The following is a 17,736-nucleotide window of genomic DNA, read 5'->3' on the forward strand; positions in this document are numbered from 1 at the left end:
CGCGCAGCGCTCGCATTAGCCCCGCGAGCGTAAACGGACAGTAGAGGTCAGCGATTTGACGCATTGAATCTGCGTCGTAGGGAAGGTAAAGCAAGATGGTACAGGTGAGAGCACACCAGCCGATCAACACTGACGGCAGTATCAATCTCGAGGCTTGGCTCGATCACGCGGTCAGTGTCGATCTGGCACTGGATCGCGAAGCCTTGAAAGAAGCCTGCGAGTTCGCTCGCGAGGCCGAACAACAGTCCAATGCCAAGAAGAATCTGTGGGCCGAAGGCTCCGGCAGTTTCAGTACTGGTCTGGAGATCGCCGAGATTCTCGCCGACCTCAAGCTCGATCAGGATTCGCTGGTCGCGGCGGTCCTGTATCGCGGCGTACGCGAGGGCCAGATCGAACTCGCGGCCATCGGCCAGCGTTTCGGCCCGGTGGTGGCCAAGCTGATCGATGGCGTGCAGCGCATGGCGGCCATCAGTGACAGCCTCAGCCCGCGCCAATCGATGGTCATGGGCACGCAAGGGCAGGTGGAAAACCTGCGCAAAATGCTCGTGGCGATGGTCGACGACGTCCGTGTTGCGCTGATCAAACTCGCCGAACGTACCTGCGCCATCCGTGCGGTGAAAACCGCCGATGACGAAAAGCGTAACCGTGTCGCCCGCGAAGTCTTCGACATCTATGCGCCGCTTGCGCATCGCCTCGGCATCGGTCATATCAAATGGGAACTGGAGGACTTGTCCTTCCGTTATCTCGAGCCGGATCAATACAAACAGATCGCCAAGTTGCTCCACGAGCGACGGCTTGATCGCGAGCGTTTCATCGCCGACGTGATGACCCAGCTCAAAGACGAATTGCAGGCCACCGGCGTCGACGCCGACATCAGCGGCCGGGCCAAACACATCTACTCGATCTGGCGCAAAATGCAGCGCAAGGGTCTGGAATTCAGCCAGATCTACGACGTGCGTGCGGTGCGTGTGCTGGTGCCGGAAATGCGCGACTGCTACACCGCGCTCGGTATCGTCCATACCTTGTGGCGGCACATTCCGAAAGAATTCGACGACTACATCGCCAACCCGAAAGAGAACGGCTACCGCTCGCTGCACACCGCGGTGATCGGCCCTGAGGGTAAGGTGCTTGAGGTGCAGATCCGCACGCACTCGATGCACGAAGAAGCCGAGCTCGGCGTCTGCGCGCACTGGCGCTACAAGGGCACCGACGTCAAATCCGGTTCGAACCACTACGAAGAGAAAATCTCCTGGCTGCGTCAGGTGCTCGAGTGGCACGAAGAACTCGGCGACATCGGTGGTCTGGCGGAGCAGCTGCGTGTCGATATCGAACCGGATCGGGTTTACATCTTTACCCCTGACGGTCACGCAATCGACTTGCCCAAAGGCGCGACGCCGCTGGACTTCGCTTACCGCGTGCACACCGAAATCGGTCACAACTGCCGTGGCGCGAAGATCAACGGGCGCATCGTCCCGCTCAACTACAGCCTGCAGACCGGTGAGCAGGTCGAGATCATCACCAGTAAGCACGGCACGCCGAGCCGCGACTGGCTGAACTCGAACCTCGGTTACGTCACCACCTCGCGGGCGCGGGCGAAGATCGTTCACTGGTTCAAATTGCAGGCGCGCGATCAGAACGTTGCGGCCGGTAAAACCCTGATCGAACGCGAACTGACACGCCTCGGCCTGCCAGCGGTGGATTTCGACAAGCTGGCCGACAAGGCCAACATGAAAACCGCCGAAGACATGTTCGCCGCCCTCGGTGCCGGCGACTTGCGCCTGGCGCAATTGGTCAACCTGGCGCAGCAACTGGTCGAGCCGGAGCGCGGCAACGAACAGCTGGAGCTGATCCCGCGCAAAGCCACCGGTTACAAACCGGGCAAGCGCGGCGACATTCAGATCCAGGGCGTCGGCAACCTGATGACGCAGATGGCCGGCTGCTGCCAGCCGCTGCCGGGCGATGCGATTGTCGGTTACATCACTCAGGGCCGTGGTGTGAGCATTCACCGTCAGGACTGCGCCTCGGTGCTGCAACTGTCGGGACGCGAGCCAGAGCGGATCATTCAGGTCAGCTGGGGCCCGGTGCCGGTGCTCACCTATCCGGTGGACATCATCATCCGCGCCTACGACCGCTCGGGTTTGCTGCGTGATGTTTCGCAGGTGTTGCTCAACGAGCGCATCAACGTGCTGGCGGTCAACACCCGCTCGAACAAGGAAGACAACACCGCGCTGATGTCCCTGACCATCGAGATCCCGGGGCTGGATGCGCTGGGGCGGTTGCTGGGGCGTATATCGCAGTTGCCGAACATCATCGAAACACGGCGCAACCGTACCCCGTGAAGATGCGCCGAGCCTTTGTGGGAGCTGGCTTGCCAGCGATTGCATCACCTCGATTGTCCTGAAACACCGTGGTGCCTGCATCGCTGGCAAGCCAGCTCCCACAGGTTTTTGCAGAGTTAAATAAATGTATTCACTTGAAGACCTGCTCCACTTGATGAACCGCCTGCGCGATCCGCAGTACGGTTGCCCGTGGGACATCAAGCAAACCTACGCGACCATCGTCCCGCACACCCTCGAAGAAGCTTACGAAGTGGCAGATGCCATCGAGCGTGGCGACTTCGATCATCTGCAGGGCGAGCTTGGCGATCTGCTGTTTCAGGTCGTCTATTACAGCCAGTTGGCCAAGGAAGAAGGGCGCTTCGAATTCGCCGGGGTGATCGACAGCATCACCCGCAAACTGATCCGTCGTCATCCCCACGTGTTCCCCACCGGTGATCTGTACGCGCCGCTCGACGTACCGCGCTTGAGCGAAGAACAGGTCAAGCAGCGCTGGGAAGAGATCAAGGCCGAAGAACGCGCCGAGAAGTCCGCCGCCCCCGAGCAACTGTCGCTGCTCGACGACGTGCCGGCCACGCTGCCGGCTCTGTCGCGTTCAGCCAAGTTGCAGAAGCGTGCCGGGCAGGTCGGTTTCGACTGGCCGGAGGCCTTGCCGGTGTTCGACAAGGTGCGCGAAGAACTCGATGAAGTCCTCGAAGCGATGTCCGAAAACGATCCGGTGGCCGTGGCTGACGAGATCGGCGATTTGCTGTTTTCCGTGGTCAATCTGGCCAGGCATCTGAAGGTCGACCCGGAAACCGCGCTGCGTGGCGCCAACGGCAAGTTCGAAAGACGTTTCCGATTTATCGAACAGGCATTGCGCGACACCCACCGTCCCATAGAAGATTGCACCCTCGAAGAGTTGGACGCCCTGTGGGGCGAAGCCAAACGTCAGGAAAAGAATGCGCCCAGCTGCGGCTGAGCAACTGCCCAAGTGAGTAAGCCCCATGAGTATTTCCCTTCGCGACCAGTTGCTCAAAGCAGGCCTGGTCAACCAAAAGCAGGCCAAGCAGGTCAGCAAAGACAAGCAGAAGCAGCAACGTCTGGCGCACAAAGGCCAGATCGAACTGGATGACACACAGCAGCGTGCGGCGCAGGAAGCCCATGCCGAGAAGGTCAAGCGTGACCAGGAGCTGAATCGCCAGCAGCAGGAAAAGGTCGAAGCCAAGGCACGTGCCGCGCAGGTCAAACAACTGATCGAAGTCTCGCGCCTGCCGAAACTGACAACCGAGGACTACTACAACTTCGTCGACGACAAGAAGGTCAAGCGGATCTCGGTCAACACGCTGATGCGCAACAAGCTCAGCAGCGGTTCGCTGGCGATCGTCCACCATGCCGGCGGCTACGAAGTGATCCCGCGTGAAGCGGCCCTGAAGATTCAGGAACGTGATCCACAGCGCATCGTTCAGCTCAACGTGCAGACCGAAGAAGTCAGCACCGAAGATGATCCGTACGCGGCCTATCAGATTCCTGATGATCTGATGTGGTAAACGACTTCAGGTTCTAGCGTCTTACATCTTTGCTAGTACTTTGATCAGTTATATACATTGAACCCGCCAAGTCGTATCGATACGATCTGGCGGGTTTTCTTTTATCAGAAATTAACGTGGTTAAACGTGTGCGGTTGCGCAATGTTTCGACGTTGCGTCTGTGCGCTTTCATCCGGAGTTTTTGTTGTGGGAGAACAAATGGAATAATTATAAACAAGATAAGGATGTTATTGATGTTGTTAACCATCGCTTCATTGCGCCAGCCCACTTATAAACCACAGTTCTTCGAGTTGCGCGGGCCGGGTCAATCAATTACCGACTATGTCAGCAGTGAGTTGAATGCTCGCGTTGAGTACGTACGCCGAAAAATCAGGATCGCTGCCAAGGCCGCCGCCACCGACCATGACAGCGCAGAATGCCTGTTCTTCACGTTGCCGGAGTTCTTCTGGAACATCCCCTGGCGCGAGGTCGACAGCGAGGAAGAGCTGCAGGAGTTGACCACGGCTTATCTGGACAAAGTCACAGAGTCGGTCTTTGCGCTGATGAAAGATCTGCCGGTTGAGCGCTACGGCAAGATCGTGCTGTTGGCCGGAAGTTGTGCAACCTTGATCAAAGTCGGCGAAGGTGAATCAAGTTACTACGACGTTATTAACTATGTGTTGGCGATTTCCAATAAAGAATATGAAGTGGACAAGCCGCTCATGTCGATGTGGCCGAAACGTAATGTTTCCGGAATCGACTTCGGTCAGCATGTGAGTTCTGAAGCGGGTTTCTGGTACTTCAAGTTATTTGAAGAGTTTGTAGTCAAGGTTCGCGATACCAGTTCTGTCAGTGCCGAACACAGTTACTTTGCCGGTTATGACGATCTGTTTATCAATAGCCTCGTGCCGGGCTGTCCGTTTGGCATTAATCTCTGCCTGGACTATGCGGTACTGAGAGAAGGGCAGCGCGACGAGGAAGTTGAAATCCCCGAAGTTAAAATCGACTTTCTGATTGCCTGCGGCATGTCCTTCGACGATGACAAGCAGCACCCGATCTCCGTTCAGTACGCGATCAGAAATGATGGCATGGGCAGTGGCGAGTGTGAGGTGGTGAAACTTGAAAACGGGGTGATTATTGCTGATGTGCCGGCGCTGGAGATCGACGACAACATCTATCTGAGCGCCATTCATATTGTCTGAAGGCAATTGATACAGCTGCAGCCTGCTGCGAAAGGTGGGGCAGGCTGCAGCTCTGAGGTGATCGGTGATCAGCCGATGGCGAGATCACGTTGCTGCTCTTGCACTTCCAGCTCGGCCTTATAGTTGTGGGCATCAATCTCGTTGTGGAACATGCCGACCAGCAAGTCTTGTTGATGCACGTCCCAGATGCGGATACCGGCGGCTACGCCTTCATGGGACATGTGTGAATCGTCGCGTTCAGTTACTTTTACAGTCATCTGCTAGCTCCAAATCTCAAGTTATCTGCAGCAAGGCGTGTGCAGTACTCTTTTATATGATTTGTTAGCTTGCTAAGTAAACGCTCGATTTATGCAATGTATTCTTGCAAAAACCGCAACAGTGCTGCAGCCCGCGGAATCCGCGACATTCGGTCGCAGGCCGCAAAGTTTCATGACAGAAGTTTCATCTCCAGCCTCACACAATCCCCATGTAGGAGCTGCCGAAGGCTGCGATCTTGATCGTTCCCACGCTCCGCGTGGGAATGCCTCTTGGGACGCTCTGCGTCCAGTGACGCGGAGCGTCACGGCTGCATTCCCACGCAGAGCGTGGGAACGATCAGATCAAAAGATCGCAGCCTTCGGCAGCTCCTACATGGGCGATTTGTGTTGGGGCGGGAGTTTTCTGCAGGCAAAAAAACGCCCCGAATCAGTCTGGGCGGCAACAGTGCTGCAGCCCGCGGAATCCGCAACATTCTGTCGCAGTCTGTAAAGTTTCATGACAGAAGTTTCGTCTCCAGCCTCACACAATCCCCATGTAGGAGCTGCCGAAGGCGGCGATCTTGATCGTTCCCACGCTCCGCGTGGGAATGCCTCTTGGGACGCTCTGCGTCCAGTGACGCGGAGCATCACGGGCTGCATTCCCACGCAGAGCGTGGGAATGATCAGATCAAAAGATCGCAGCCTTCGGCAGCTCCTACATGGGCGATTTGTGTTGGGGCGGGAGTTTTCTGCAGACGAAAAAAAACGCCCCAATCAATCAGGGCAGCAACAGTGCTGCAGCCCGAGGAATCGGCGACATTCGGTCGCAGGCCGCAAAGTTTCATGACAGAAGTTTCTTCTCCAGCCTCACACAATCCCCATGTAGGAGCTGCCGAAGGCTGCGATCTTGATCGTTCCCACGCTCCGCGTGGGCATGCCTCTTGGGACGCTGCGTCCAGTGACGCGGAGCGTCACGGGCAGCATTCCCACGCAGAGTGTGGGAGCGATCAGATCAAAAGATCGCAGCCTTCGGCAGCTCCTACATGGGGGATTTGTGTTGGGGCGGGAGTTTTCTGCAGACGAAAAAAAACGCCCCGAACCAGTCGGGGCGTTTTCATGTGTGGCTCAAGCGGGGGAAATTACTTGCCTTCCCAGCGCTTCAGTACCAGCGTGGCGTTGGTGCCGCCGAAGCCGAAGCTGTTGCTCATCACGGTGTTGATGGTGGCGTTCTCGCGGGTCTTGGTCAGCACCGGCAGATCGGCCACTTCAGGGTCCAGCTCGTCGATGTTGGCGGAACCGGCAATGAAGTTGCCTTCCATCATCAGCATGCAGTAGATCGCTTCGTGAACGCCAGCAGCGCCCAGGGAGTGACCGGACAGGCTCTTGGTCGAGCTGATCGCAGGTGCCTTGTCGCCGAACACTTCACGCACACCTTTCATTTCCGCGACGTCGCCGACCGGAGTCGAGGTGCCGTGGGTGTTCAGGTAGTCGATCGGAGTATCAACGGTGGACATCGCCATCTGCATGCAGCGGATCGCGCCTTCGCCACTTGGGGCAACCATGTCGTAGCCGTCGGACGTCGCGCCGTAGCCAACGATTTCAGCGTAGATTTTCGCGCCACGGGCCAGAGCGTGTTCCAGCTCTTCAACCACGACCATGCCGCCACCGCCAGCGATGACGAAACCGTCGCGGTCTTTGTCGTAGGCACGGGAAGCCTGTTCCGGGGTGTCGTTACGCTTGCTGGACAGAGCGCCCATGGCGTCGAACAGGAACGACTGGCTCCAGTGCTCTTCTTCACCGCCACCGGCGAAGACGATGTCCTGCTTGCCCATCTGGATCTGTTCCATGGCGGTACCGATGCAGTGAGCACTGGTGGCGCAGGCAGAAGCGATGGAGTAGTTCAGGCCCTTGATCTTGAATGGCGTGGCCAGGCAAGCGGAAACGGTGCTGCTCATGGTCCGCGTGACACGGTATGGGCCAACGCGCTTCACGCCTTTCTCGCGCAGGATGTCCAGCGCTTCCATCTGGTTCAGCGTGGAAGCACCACCGGAGCCAGCTACAAGACCGGTACGCGGGTTGGACACTTGCTCTTCGGTCAGGCCGGAGTCAGCAATGGCGTCTTTCATGGCCAGGTAGGCGTAAGCCGCTGCGTGGCCGACAAAGCGATAGATCTTGCGATCGATCAGCTCTTCAAGGTTGAGGTCGATGGAGCCGGAAACCTGGCTACGCAGACCCATTTCGGCATATTCCGGGTTGAACCGGATGCCAGGGCGGCTTGCACGCAGGTTAGCGGAGACGGTCTCTTTGTCATTGCCCAGGCACGAAACAATGCCCAGACCAGTGATAACGACGCGGCGCATGCGAATAACCCTTAGAAGTTGTCAGTGGAGGTGAACACGCCGACGCGAAGGCCTTCGGCGGTGTAGATTTCGCGACCGTCAACAGACACCGAACCGTCGGCAATGGCCAGGTTCAGCTTGCCCTTGAGGACGCGCTTGATTTGAATGTTGTAGGTGACTTTCTTGGCGGTCGGCAGGACCTGGCCGAAGAATTTCACTTCGCCCGAACCCAGCGCGCGGCCACGGCCCGGCAGGCCTTGCCAGCCCAGGAAGAAGCCGACCAGTTGCCACATGGCGTCCAGACCCAGGCAGCCCGGCATCACCGGATCACCTTCGAAGTGGCACGCGAAGAACCACAGGTCAGGGTTGATATCCAGTTCGGCGACCAATTCACCTTTGCCGTACTTGCCACCCTCTTCACTGATATGGGTGATGCGATCCACCATCAGCATGTTCGGGGCGGGCAGTTGCGCGTTACCTGGGCCGAACAGCTCACCGCGACTGCAGCGCAGCAGATCTTCCCGAGTAAAGGCGTTTTGTTTGGTCATGCGAGCTCCTCAATAATCCCATGCGGCAGGTGGGGCAAATCTTCCCGACCGTTCGAAGCGTTCATGCCTCGAACCGGCAGCCTACTCATAGACTATTGCGTTGTGGTGAAAGTCACAGCACCAAGGACATGAATGTACACTTGTGCACTGAAATTTTTATTCAAGCCCCTTTTGAGGCTCGTTCGGGTGCCTAAGACTGCCGCACTTTCGCTTTTCACGCCAGTCGCAGATGGTCGAAAGGCCCACACTACGACACCCAGCGCTGCAGAATCTGCTGCAGATCATTGCGTTTGAACGGCTTCGCCAGATAATCGTTCATGCCAGCCGACAGGCAGGTTTCCCGGTCGCCCTGCAGGGCGTTGGCGGTCAGCGCGATGATCGGCACGTCGGCGCGTCCGGGCAGGCGACGAATCTGTCGGGTCGCTTCGTAACCGTCGATGATCGGCAAGCGGCAGTCCATCAGAATCACTTCGAAATCATTGCCCTCGGCACTGCGCACGGCCTGCGCACCGTCGGTGGCGACACTGACAGTAAAGCCCAGGCTGCGCAGCATCGCCTCGATAACCGTCTGGTTGACCGGGTTGTCTTCGACCAGCAGCACATTGCGTCCTTCGCCATGGCTGTCGCCGTTGAACGCTCGCGGTGCCGCCAGTTGCGGCAGCGCCTCTTTATACAGCGCCAAGGGGATTTCCAGGGTGAACACCGAGCCGAGGCCTTCCTCACTCTGCGCACGCAACGTACCGCCCATGCGCTCGGCGAGTGTCCTGGCAATGGGCAGGCCCAGGCCGGTGCCGCCGTAACGGCGGGAAATCGAACTGTCGGCCTGTTGGAAGGCGTTGAACATCAATTCCAGGCTTTCCGCGGAAATACCGATGCCGCTGTCGCGCACCGAGCAGGTGAACCACAGCAGTTCGTGATCGAGCGACTGCCATTGCGCCTCGATGCTGACCCGGCCCTGTTCGGTGAATTTCAGTGCGTTGCCGACCAGATTGACCAGTATCTGCCGGATCCGCGTCGGATCGCCCTGCACCTGCAAGCCGCGCATGTCTTCGGGAATCCGCAGGTTCAACGCCAACCCGCGTTGCGCTGCGCTGTGCTGGAACGACTGGGCGCAGGCACCAATCAGTTCGGCAAGGTTGAACGGAATGTGCTCCAGCTCCAGCTCCGAACGCTCGATCCGCGAGAAGTCGAGAATGTCGTTGATGACTTTTAGCAGGTGTTCGGTGGATTCGGAAGCCAGGGCTGCGTACTCGACCTGTTCTTCAGTCATCTCGGTGGTTTCGAGCAATTGCAGCATGCCCAGCACGCCGTTCATCGGTGTGCGCAGTTCATGGCTCATCATCGCCAGAAAGTCGGATTTGGCGTTGTTGGCTTTTTCCGCTTCCTCGCGGGTCTGGATCAATTGCGCCATCGCCTGATGCTGTTCGCGGCTGGCCTGTTCCAGTGCCTGGGCGAGGTTATTGATGTGCTGCGACAATGCGCCGAGTTCGGTGTCATCGACAATCGGCAGCGGAGTTTTATAGTCGCCGTCCTGAATCGCCTTGACCGCGTGGCCGATGTCGCGAATCGGCTGCGACAGACTGCCGGCCAGACGCCGCGCCAGGACAAACGTGAAGAGCAGGGCGAACAGCGCCAGAATCCCGGCCTTGAGCAGAATTTCCTGCTGGCGCTGACTGAAGGCATCGTTGGACAAGCCGACGATCACCCGCCCCAGATAATCTTCGTTCGCGGCGCCGTTAGTGACCTTGCCGTCCTGGAAAAAATCATTGTGCAGAGAGATCCGTTGCAGCCGCACCGGTGCCTGAAACACTTCGACCTGATGCGGGCGATTGTGGGCCGCCGCCGGTTGTTCGACGTACACCAGAATCCGGTTGGCGCTGTCCTGCACTTCGAGAAAGCGCACGTTGGGCGTGGCCAGCGTGGCCTTGAGCAGGCTTTCCAGCACTTCGTTGTTGCCGGAAATCACCCCGTATTCGGTGGCCGGCGCCAGTTGGTTGGCGATCAGTTGGCCGGTGTGGGTCAGCTCCTGGCGCAAATCCTGAATCCGCACAAACGTGAAGAAACTGATCAACAGCAAGGTCAGCAACAGCGCCGGGCCCAGGCTGATCAGCTGGGTGCGGGTATTGATGTCCCAGCGGCGACGGAAAATCATGGACGGCGTTCTCCTTCAGCCAATGCTTTGGCAACGGACGCATCATTGGGCGGTTCGATGCCTAAGGAACGAGCCACCTGCGCATTACTTGAGACCTTGAAATGTGTCGGGTAGAGGGTTCGCGGCCAGGAGGCCGGTGGCTGGTCGAGTAATTGATCGAGCACCGTCAGCCAGTCGTTCTGGTCGCTGTAGCTACTGGCCAGACTGCCGGCACGGACAAAAGCCACGTTGGGGCCGACCAACGCCACCTGCCGCGAGTAACTGCTGAGCAGCAGGTTTTTCGCGGTTTTCGGGTTGTACAAATCGGGATCGTCGAGGCCCAGCAACACGTCGCTGTTCTTCAGCACCGCTTGCAAGGGGCGGCTGTCGTGGGTGTTGTCCCAGCGCTCGCTGACGATCTGCAGATTCAATGGCTTGGCCGCCAGAGTCAGCTCCTTGAGCAGGAACTCGCTGTGCTGGTCGAACAGCACACCGACGCGGCGCGTCTGCGGCAGAATCCGCCGGATCAATTGCAGTTGGCGGCTCAACGGTGGATCGCTCCACAACAGGCTCAAGTGTGGCGGATGAGTCGTGCCCAGGCGTTCTCGTGCCTGCAAACGAGTGATGCGCAATACCAGCGTCACCGGGCCTTGAGCATCTTGCAGGCGCCAGTCGAGGCTGGGCAGGTCGAGCAAAATCAGGCGCAGACTGGTCGGCAATTTGCCCGGTGCCGGCAAGCTGGCCAGCGGTTGAAAACGCACATTGTCAGTGGGGCGCAGTTCACTGAGGGCCTGGACGAACGCCTGCACACCGGGGCTTTCCTCGGCGCCAGTCAACAGGATGTCGGCAGCCTGCACCGCGACGCCGTGCAGCCACGCGGTCACAAACAGACAGAGTCCGGCCAGCCAGTGGCCAAGGGTTGGCGTCTTCCGTGACGGGCCAAATCGCATCCTAGAACTCCAGCTCGGCGCTGAAATACATGACCCGGCGTTCGTCGTAATTGTTGTCGACGAACGTGGTCGGCTCATGATCAAGGCGCTGTTGCAGCACGCCGGCCAATTGCAACTGGGCTTTGCCCAGCGGAATGCGTTTGGCGATGCGTGTGTCGACCCGCTCGAAGCGGTAGCCGTTGAGCGCGTTGTCGCCGTAATAGAAGAGGGCACTGTTCCAGCCATGGCCCCAATCGCGTAGCCAACCGGCGGAACCGCTGTTGCGCGAAGTGAACTGTTGATCCAGCGGGTTGCTTGCCTCGGCATCAACGAAGGCATAGGTGAAGCGCAAGCGGTCGGCCAGGCTTACGCGCCAGTCGAGTTGGGTTTCGGTGCCGCGAAAACGTGAGCTGTTGGCATTGCTGGCGATGTACTGGTTATTGCGCAGCGGCTCGCTGATCATCCAGGTGATTTCGTCGTAGAACAGCTTCACATCGAGTGCCAGGCCAAGTTCGGCGAAATAGCCGTTGTAGCCCAACTCCCGTGAGCGCATGTGTTCCTGATCGAGATCGCCCGGGCCACGGGTCTTGACGAAGTAGCGTGCCGACGACTGACCGTAAGCCGAGGGCCGCAGGTTGCTGACCTGATAGCTCCAGTTCACATTGTTCTCGAACATGTCCGGCGAGCGAATGGCTTCCGAGTACACCGCGCGCAGACCGTGACGTGGGTTGATCAGGTAGTTGACGGCAAATCGCGGCGTCAGCGAACTGCCGATCAGTTGCGTGTCTTCAAACATCGCCCCGCCTTGCAACAGCCAATGTTCAGTGGCGCGCCACTCCAGTTGGCCGAACGCGCGCCAGGTGGTGTCGTCCAGCGTGCCGTTGAAATAGGTTTCGGAATCGGCGCGGTCGTAACGATAGTTCATGCCGCTGACCAGGCGCAGGCTGTCGGACAGGCTGAGGGTGTCTTGCAGTTCGAGGTCGTAGCGCGATTCGCGGGCGCTCTGGTCAATGTCGCCGCACAGGGTCTGGCTGGCGCCGTTGCGCCATTGATCGAGTGCCCGATTGGCCAGGGCCATTTCCTGTGGGGTACCGGGTGCGGCGCCGGGGCCGGTGTACTGCGTGATGTTGCGCGCCAGGCGTTCGGTGTAGTTCGGGTTGAGCTGCCACAGTTGCGTCAGCTCGGGGCTGAACGACACCTCGGCATCGCAGGCGCGCCAGGTTTGCTGACGGTCCCAGTGTTGCGCCGACGCTTGCACATAAAGGCTGTGCTCGGGGTTGATGTCGAGGTTCCAACGCACAGAACCTGCGTAATCCTTGGCCACCACGTCGGAATTGTTCCCGGCGGCAGTAATCCCGGAGAACACCGGATGGTAGGTGTAGGGCCGTTGGTTGCTGCCGTCCTTGGCGTTGACCTGCCAGTCGAGGCTCTGGTTGTCGCTGAGGGTATGGCTGACGGCGAGACTGAAACGGTTCAAGCGACGGCTGTCACGGTAATCGGCGCCGGTACGGTCGCTGTCGAAACCGTCGTCTTCCTGGCCGGACAGCGACAGGCGTAAATCACCGCCATTCCAGCCGGTGCCTTGGCTGGCATAGAAGTCATTGATGCCGCGCTGGCCCCGAGTGGTCTTCAATCGCGTGCCGTGGCTGTCCGCCGGGTGGCGGGTGATGATGTTGACCACCGCCATCAGCGCGTTGGCACCGTAGCTGACGGTGTTCGGCCCGCGAAAGACTTCGATGCGCTCGATGTCTTCCATGGCCACCGGAATATCGCTCCAGTCCACCGTGGCCAAACCGGCGCGGTACACCGAGCGGCCATCCATCAATACCTGCATGCGCCGCGCTTCGGTGGCGTTGGTGCCGTGGTAATTGACCGCCGCCTGATTGCCGCTGATGTTGCCGACCATCATGCCTGGCACCAGGCGCAGCAGTTCGCTGATGTCGCGGGCGCCGCTGGCGTGGATCAACTCACTGTCGAGCACGGTCATGCTCCCCGGCACTTCCGCCGGCGTCTGTTTCAGCCGGGTGGCCGTCAGTACCTGCGGCAGCGCTTCGCCGTCCATAAACAGATCGTCCGCCTGCAAGACCGGGCTGAACAGCAGCGCCAGTAACAGGGATGAACGCGGGGGAGGAGAACCGACAGACACGACGCAGCCTTGAAAGCAAAGAATTGGCGCGCATGTTAACCGAGGGCAGCGACTTTTCCAGTCACGTTGCAGGCATTTTCCTAGGTTTTATTGGTCTTCTTCCTACAAGTGTCGGTAATTGACGCAGGGGCTGGCCGCCATCGGGTCGCCCCGTATAATGCCGGCATCGCCACTGGTATGGATTAACGGATTGCATATGACTGAACAGCGCCCGATTGCGGTCCTGGGAGGCGGAAGTTTTGGTACCGCCGTGGCCAATTTACTGGCCGAGAACGGCCATCAAGTCCTGCAGTGGATGCGTGACCCCGAGCAGGCCGAGGCCATCCGGGTCAATCGCGAAAACCCGCGTTACCTTAAAGGCATCAAGATTCTTCCAGGCGTGACCGCGGTCACCGACCTGCAAGCCACGCTCGACGCCTGCGATCTGTGCTTTGTCGCGCTGCCGTCCAGCGCGTTGCGCACGGTGCTGGCTGCCCACGCCGAGCGTCTGAGCGGCAAAATGCTGGTCAGCCTGACCAAAGGCATCGAAGCCCAGACTTTCAAACTGATGAGCCAGATTCTCGAAGAGATCGCCCCGCAGGCACGCATCGGCGTGCTCTCTGGGCCAAACCTGGCGCGCGAGATCGCCGAACACGCGCTGACCGCCACAGTGGTCGCCAGTGAAGACGAAGAACTCTGCAAGCAGGTGCAAGCCGCCTTGCACGGTCGCACCTTCCGCGTTTACGCCAGCGCCGACCGTTTCGGCGTCGAGTTGGGCGGGGCGTTGAAGAACGTCTACGCAATCATCGCCGGCATGGCGGTGGCGCTGGAGATGGGCGAGAACACCAAAAGCATGCTGATCACTCGCGCCCTGGCCGAGATGACCCGGTTTGCGGTGAATCAGGGCGCCAACCCAATGACCTTCCTCGGTCTGGCCGGCGTCGGCGATTTGATCGTCACCTGCTCGTCGCCGAAGAGTCGCAACTATCAGGTCGGTTTCGCCCTCGGTCAAGGCTTGAGTCTGGACGAAGCGGTGTCGCGCCTCGGTGAAGTCGCCGAAGGGGTCAACACCTTGAAGGTGCTCAAGGCCAAATCGCAGGAAGTCGGTGTGTACATGCCGCTGGTCGCCGGGCTGCACGCGATCCTCTTTGAGGGACGCACGCTGGAGCAGGTGATCGGTCTACTGATGCGAGCCGAGCCGAAAACCGACGTCGACTTTATTTCCACCAGTGGTTTCAACTGAGTGAGCCGGGAGTAGCAAGCCATGAACGATCCGAAAACCGAAGCCAAGTACGAATCCATCCTCCTGCGGGTGCTGTGGATGATCGTCTACGTGCTGGTCTGGCAGGTGGCGCAGTTCATCCTCGGCGCGGTGGTGCTGGTGCAACTGATCTATCGTTTGATCTATGGCGCGCCGAGCGCCAGCCTGATGAATTTCGGCGATAGCCTGAGCCAGTTCCTGGCGCAGATCGGCCGTTTCGGCAGTTTCCACAGCGACCAGAAACCGTGGCCGTTCGCCGACTGGCCAACGCCGCGTACCCCGGAAGGTGAAGCGCCGCACGCCGTCGCCCCTGCACCGCATCCGGTCCGAGATGAGGAACCCAAGCTATGAAACTCTGGGTATTGCGTCACGGTGAGGCCGTGCCTTATGGCTCGTGCCCCGACTCCGAACGGGAGCTGACCGAGCACGGTCGCAAAGAAGCCTTGAGCAGCGCCGCACGCTTGATCGGCCAGCCGCTGACGGCGATTTACGCCAGCCCCTATCTGCGCGCACAGCAGACCGCGCAGATTGTTCGCGAGGCGCTGGGTTTCGAACCGGAGATTCGCACGGTCGAATGGCTGACCCCGGAGGTTGATCCGGACAAGGTCACCGATCAACTGGTGTCGGTGAGCAATGTGCTGCTGGTCAGCCATAACCCGTTGGTGGGCAATCTGCTCAGTTATCTGCAGCATGGCGCCGGGTATCCGCCGGAGAAGGTCAGCACCGCCGGGCTGGCCGAGCTGGAAAGCCCTGAGCTGTTGATTGGCTCGATGACCCTTAACAGCCTCAAACACCCTTAAAGCAAAGATCGCAGCCTTCGGCAGCTCCTACATCGGAATGCATTTCCCTGTAGGGGCTGCCGAAGGCTGCGATCTTTTGACTTTGTTTCCACAGGTAAAAAAATCAACCAAGCACTTGCTTGGTTGGCTACGCTTGCTCCAGACCTAAAAACAGGAGCAAGTCGCATGTCTGCCGCCTTCCGCTTGCCGCTGGACGTGTTCTACGAACGTGAAGCCCGGCACCCGCGCCAGCGCTTTCTTGTGCAGCCCACCGGCGGCGGACAGGTCGAAACACTGAGTTGGGCCGACGTTGGCCATCAAGCCCGCTGCGCCGCGCACTGGCTGCGTGCCCGCGAGTTGCCGCAAGGCAGCCACATCGCCCTGATCTCGAAAAACTGCGCGCACTGGATCATCGCCGATCTGGCCATCTGGATGGCCGGGCACGTCTCCGTTCCGTTGTATCCCAACCTCACCGCTGACTCCGTCGCGCAAGTGCTCAATCACTCGGAAAGCGTTCTTGCGTTCATTGGCAAATTGGATGACTGGCCGAGCATGTCGCAAGGCGTGCCGGCGGATCTGCCGACCATCAGCCTGCCGCTGCACCCGCCCGGCGCGTTCGATTTCAACTGGACAGACTTGCAGCGCAGTTCGCCGATTCAGGACGATCCGCGTCCACCCGCCGAGCAATTGGCAACCATCATCTACACCTCCGGCACCACCGGCCTGCCCAAGGGCGTGATGCACAGTTTCGGCAATTTCGGGTTTGCCGCGAGCCGTGGCACGCGATTGTTCGGCCTTAATGAAAATGACCGGCTGCTTTCTTATTTGCCGCTGTGCCACGTCGCCGAGCGCATGTTTGTCGAGCTGGCGTCGATCTACACCGGGCAGACCGTGTTCTTTGCTGAAAGCCTCGACACCTTCATCACTGACCTGCAGCGTGCACGGCCGACCGCGCTGTTTGGCGTGCCGCGCATCTGGACCAAATTCCAGATGGGCGTGTACAGCAAAATCCCGGCGAAACGCCTGGATTGGCTCCTCGGGCTGCCGTTCATTGGCAAGCGCGTCGGGCACAAAGTGCTTGCGGGGCTGGGGCTCGATGCCTTGCGCGTGGCATTGTCCGGCGCGGCGGCGGTGCCGCAGACGTTGCTCGACTGGTACCAGAAACTCGGCCTTGATGTGCTGGAGGTCTATGGCTTGACCGAAAGTTGCGGTTATTCGCACATTTGCCTGCCGGGGCAATACCGCCAAGGCTGGATCGGCAGGCCGTGCCCGGATGTCGAGGTGCGAATCGACGCATCCGGCGAGGTGCAGATACGCAGTCAGGCGATCATGCTCGGCTACTTCAAGGAGCAGCAGAAAACCGCTGAGACGATTACCGAGGATGGCTTTCTGCGCACTGGCGACAAGGGTGAGCAGGATGGCGAAGGGCGTTTGCGCCTGACCGGGCGACTCAAGGAAATCTTCAAGACCAGCAAGGGCAAATACGTCGCGCCAGCGCCGATCGAAAATCGCCTGGCCGTGCATTCACGCATCGAACAGGTGTGTGTCGTCGGCGAGGGGCTGAGTGCGCCATTGGGTTTGTGCGTGCTCTCGACGGTCAATCATCAGGAGGCCCGGGCGAGCCTGCATTCGAGCCTGGAGAAACTGCTGGAAGAGGTCAACGCCGTGCTCGACAAGCATGAGCAACTGCGGCGTCTGGTGGTGGTCAAGGACAGCTGGGCGGTGGAAAACGGCTTTCTGACCCCGACCCTGAAGCTCAAGCGCAATGTCATCGAAGCCACTTACGGTGCCCGCTTCGAAGAATGGAGCGAGCGCAGTGAGGCGGTGCTGTGGCAGGATTGAGCGACGACTAAAACAACAAAGGAAGTCTGCGATGAGCTTGTGGCGTACCACTCCCGACATCGAGCAGTTGAACGCAATCCAGAAAAACACCATCGGCGAAGTGCTGGACATCCGCTTCGAAGCGTTCGACGAAGAGTCGCTGACGGCGAGCATGGTCATCGACCATCGCACGCATCAGCCTTACGGTTTGCTGCACGGCGGCGCCTCGGTGGTGCTGGCGGAAACTGTCGGCTCGATGGCCAGCTATCTGTGCATCGATGCCAGCAAATTCTATTGCGTGGGGCTTGAGATCAACGCCAACCATTTGCGCGGCTTGCGCAGTGGCCGGGTGACGGCGGTGGCCAAACCCATTCACATCGGTCGTACTACGCATGTGTGGGATATCCGTTTGACCAGCGACGAAGGCAAGGCCAGTTGTGTGACGCGGCTGACCATGGCTGTGGTGCCGCTGGGTGAGCAGCCGCCGGCGCGCTGACGGTTTTTCAAGATCAAAGGATCGC

At 59.4% G+C, this 17,736-nt stretch carries 15 protein-coding genes; 9 read left to right on the forward strand and 6 right to left on the reverse strand.

Translation table 11 applies throughout. From position 1 onward, the window contains the following. The first annotated feature begins 95 nt into the window (after positions 1 to 95). From relA to EJA70_RS01485, 4 genes are all read left to right on the forward strand, one after another. Positions 96 to 2,339: a GTP diphosphokinase gene (gene relA, locus EJA70_RS01470; RefSeq protein ID WP_158829136.1), complete on the forward strand. Its 2,244-nt coding sequence runs from the start codon at positions 96 to 98 to the stop codon at positions 2,337 to 2,339. Between the two features lie 124 nt (positions 2,340 to 2,463). Beyond that, entirely contained in the window at positions 2,464 to 3,297 is an 834-nt protein-coding gene (gene mazG, locus EJA70_RS01475) for a nucleoside triphosphate pyrophosphohydrolase (protein ID WP_158829137.1), read from the forward strand. Between the two features lie 25 nt (positions 3,298 to 3,322). After that, positions 3,323 to 3,865 carry a DUF2058 domain-containing protein gene (locus EJA70_RS01480; RefSeq protein WP_158829139.1) on the forward strand — a complete coding sequence of 181 codons (543 nt, stop codon included), beginning with the start codon at positions 3,323 to 3,325 and terminating at the stop codon, positions 3,863 to 3,865. A 233-nt stretch (positions 3,866 to 4,098) separates the two neighbouring features. Then, on the forward strand, positions 4,099 to 5,046 hold the full coding sequence (locus EJA70_RS01485) for a hypothetical protein (RefSeq protein ID WP_158829141.1): 948 nt from the start codon (positions 4,099 to 4,101) through the stop codon (positions 5,044 to 5,046). A gap of 68 nt (positions 5,047 to 5,114) precedes the next feature. Here the strand turns inward: EJA70_RS01485 and EJA70_RS01490 are convergent, their stop codons facing one another. The 6 genes from EJA70_RS01490 to EJA70_RS01515 all read right to left on the reverse strand — a co-directional run bounded on the left by EJA70_RS01490 (position 5,115) and on the right by EJA70_RS01515 (position 13,375). Further along, the gene (locus EJA70_RS01490; protein WP_158829143.1) at positions 5,115 to 5,303 is read right to left on the reverse strand and encodes a hypothetical protein; all 189 of its coding nucleotides are present in this window, start codon (positions 5,301 to 5,303) and stop codon (positions 5,115 to 5,117) included. 1,118 nt (positions 5,304 to 6,421) lie between these two features. Then, a complete protein-coding gene (fabB, locus tag EJA70_RS01495) occupies positions 6,422 to 7,642 on the reverse strand; it encodes a beta-ketoacyl-ACP synthase I (protein ID WP_008087472.1) in 1,221 nt (406 codons plus the stop codon). A gap of 11 nt (positions 7,643 to 7,653) precedes the next feature. Then, on the reverse strand, positions 7,654 to 8,169 hold the full coding sequence (gene fabA / locus EJA70_RS01500) for a 3-hydroxyacyl-[acyl-carrier-protein] dehydratase FabA (RefSeq protein WP_003172830.1): 516 nt from the start codon (positions 8,167 to 8,169) through the stop codon (positions 7,654 to 7,656). Positions 8,170 to 8,416: 247 nt separating this feature from the next. After that, positions 8,417 to 10,321: a response regulator gene (locus EJA70_RS01505; protein WP_158829145.1), complete on the reverse strand. Its 1,905-nt coding sequence runs from the start codon at positions 10,319 to 10,321 to the stop codon at positions 8,417 to 8,419. Next, a complete protein-coding gene (locus EJA70_RS01510; protein WP_158829147.1) occupies positions 10,318 to 11,250 on the reverse strand; it encodes an ABC transporter substrate-binding protein in 933 nt (310 codons plus the stop codon). Before EJA70_RS01510 ends, EJA70_RS01505 begins: the two co-directional genes overlap by 4 nt. A 1-nt stretch (position 11,251) precedes the next feature. Beyond that, on the reverse strand, positions 11,252 to 13,375 hold the full coding sequence (locus EJA70_RS01515; protein WP_158829150.1) for a TonB-dependent siderophore receptor: 2,124 nt from the start codon (positions 13,373 to 13,375) through the stop codon (positions 11,252 to 11,254). A 196-nt stretch (positions 13,376 to 13,571) separates the two neighbouring features. Here EJA70_RS01515 and EJA70_RS01520 point away from each other — a divergent pair, with 196 nt between their 5' ends. The 5 genes from EJA70_RS01520 to EJA70_RS01540 all read left to right on the forward strand — a co-directional run bounded on the left by EJA70_RS01520 (position 13,572) and on the right by EJA70_RS01540 (position 17,711). Then, on the forward strand, positions 13,572 to 14,597 hold the full coding sequence (locus tag EJA70_RS01520; RefSeq protein WP_158829152.1) for an NAD(P)H-dependent glycerol-3-phosphate dehydrogenase: 1,026 nt from the start codon (positions 13,572 to 13,574) through the stop codon (positions 14,595 to 14,597). 21 nt (positions 14,598 to 14,618) lie between these two features. Beyond that, a complete protein-coding gene (locus EJA70_RS01525) occupies positions 14,619 to 14,966 on the forward strand; it encodes a DUF4389 domain-containing protein (protein ID WP_008087808.1) in 348 nt (115 codons plus the stop codon). Further along, positions 14,963 to 15,415: a phosphohistidine phosphatase SixA gene (gene sixA / locus EJA70_RS01530; RefSeq protein ID WP_007917466.1), complete on the forward strand. Its 453-nt coding sequence runs from the start codon at positions 14,963 to 14,965 to the stop codon at positions 15,413 to 15,415. Before EJA70_RS01525 ends, sixA begins: the two co-directional genes overlap by 4 nt. A gap of 165 nt (positions 15,416 to 15,580) precedes the next feature. After that, complete coding sequence (locus tag EJA70_RS01535; RefSeq protein ID WP_158829154.1) at positions 15,581 to 17,236, forward strand: AMP-binding protein; 1,656 nt, start codon at positions 15,581 to 15,583, stop codon at positions 17,234 to 17,236. A gap of 31 nt (positions 17,237 to 17,267) precedes the next feature. Further along, positions 17,268 to 17,711 carry a hotdog fold thioesterase gene (locus tag EJA70_RS01540; protein WP_158829156.1) on the forward strand — a complete coding sequence of 148 codons (444 nt, stop codon included), beginning with the start codon at positions 17,268 to 17,270 and terminating at the stop codon, positions 17,709 to 17,711. Positions 17,712 to 17,736: the final 25 nt, after the last annotated feature.

It is taken from the genome of Pseudomonas sp. PB103 (genome assembly GCF_009764635.1).
Taxonomy (GTDB): Bacteria; Pseudomonadota; Gammaproteobacteria; order Pseudomonadales; family Pseudomonadaceae; genus Aquipseudomonas.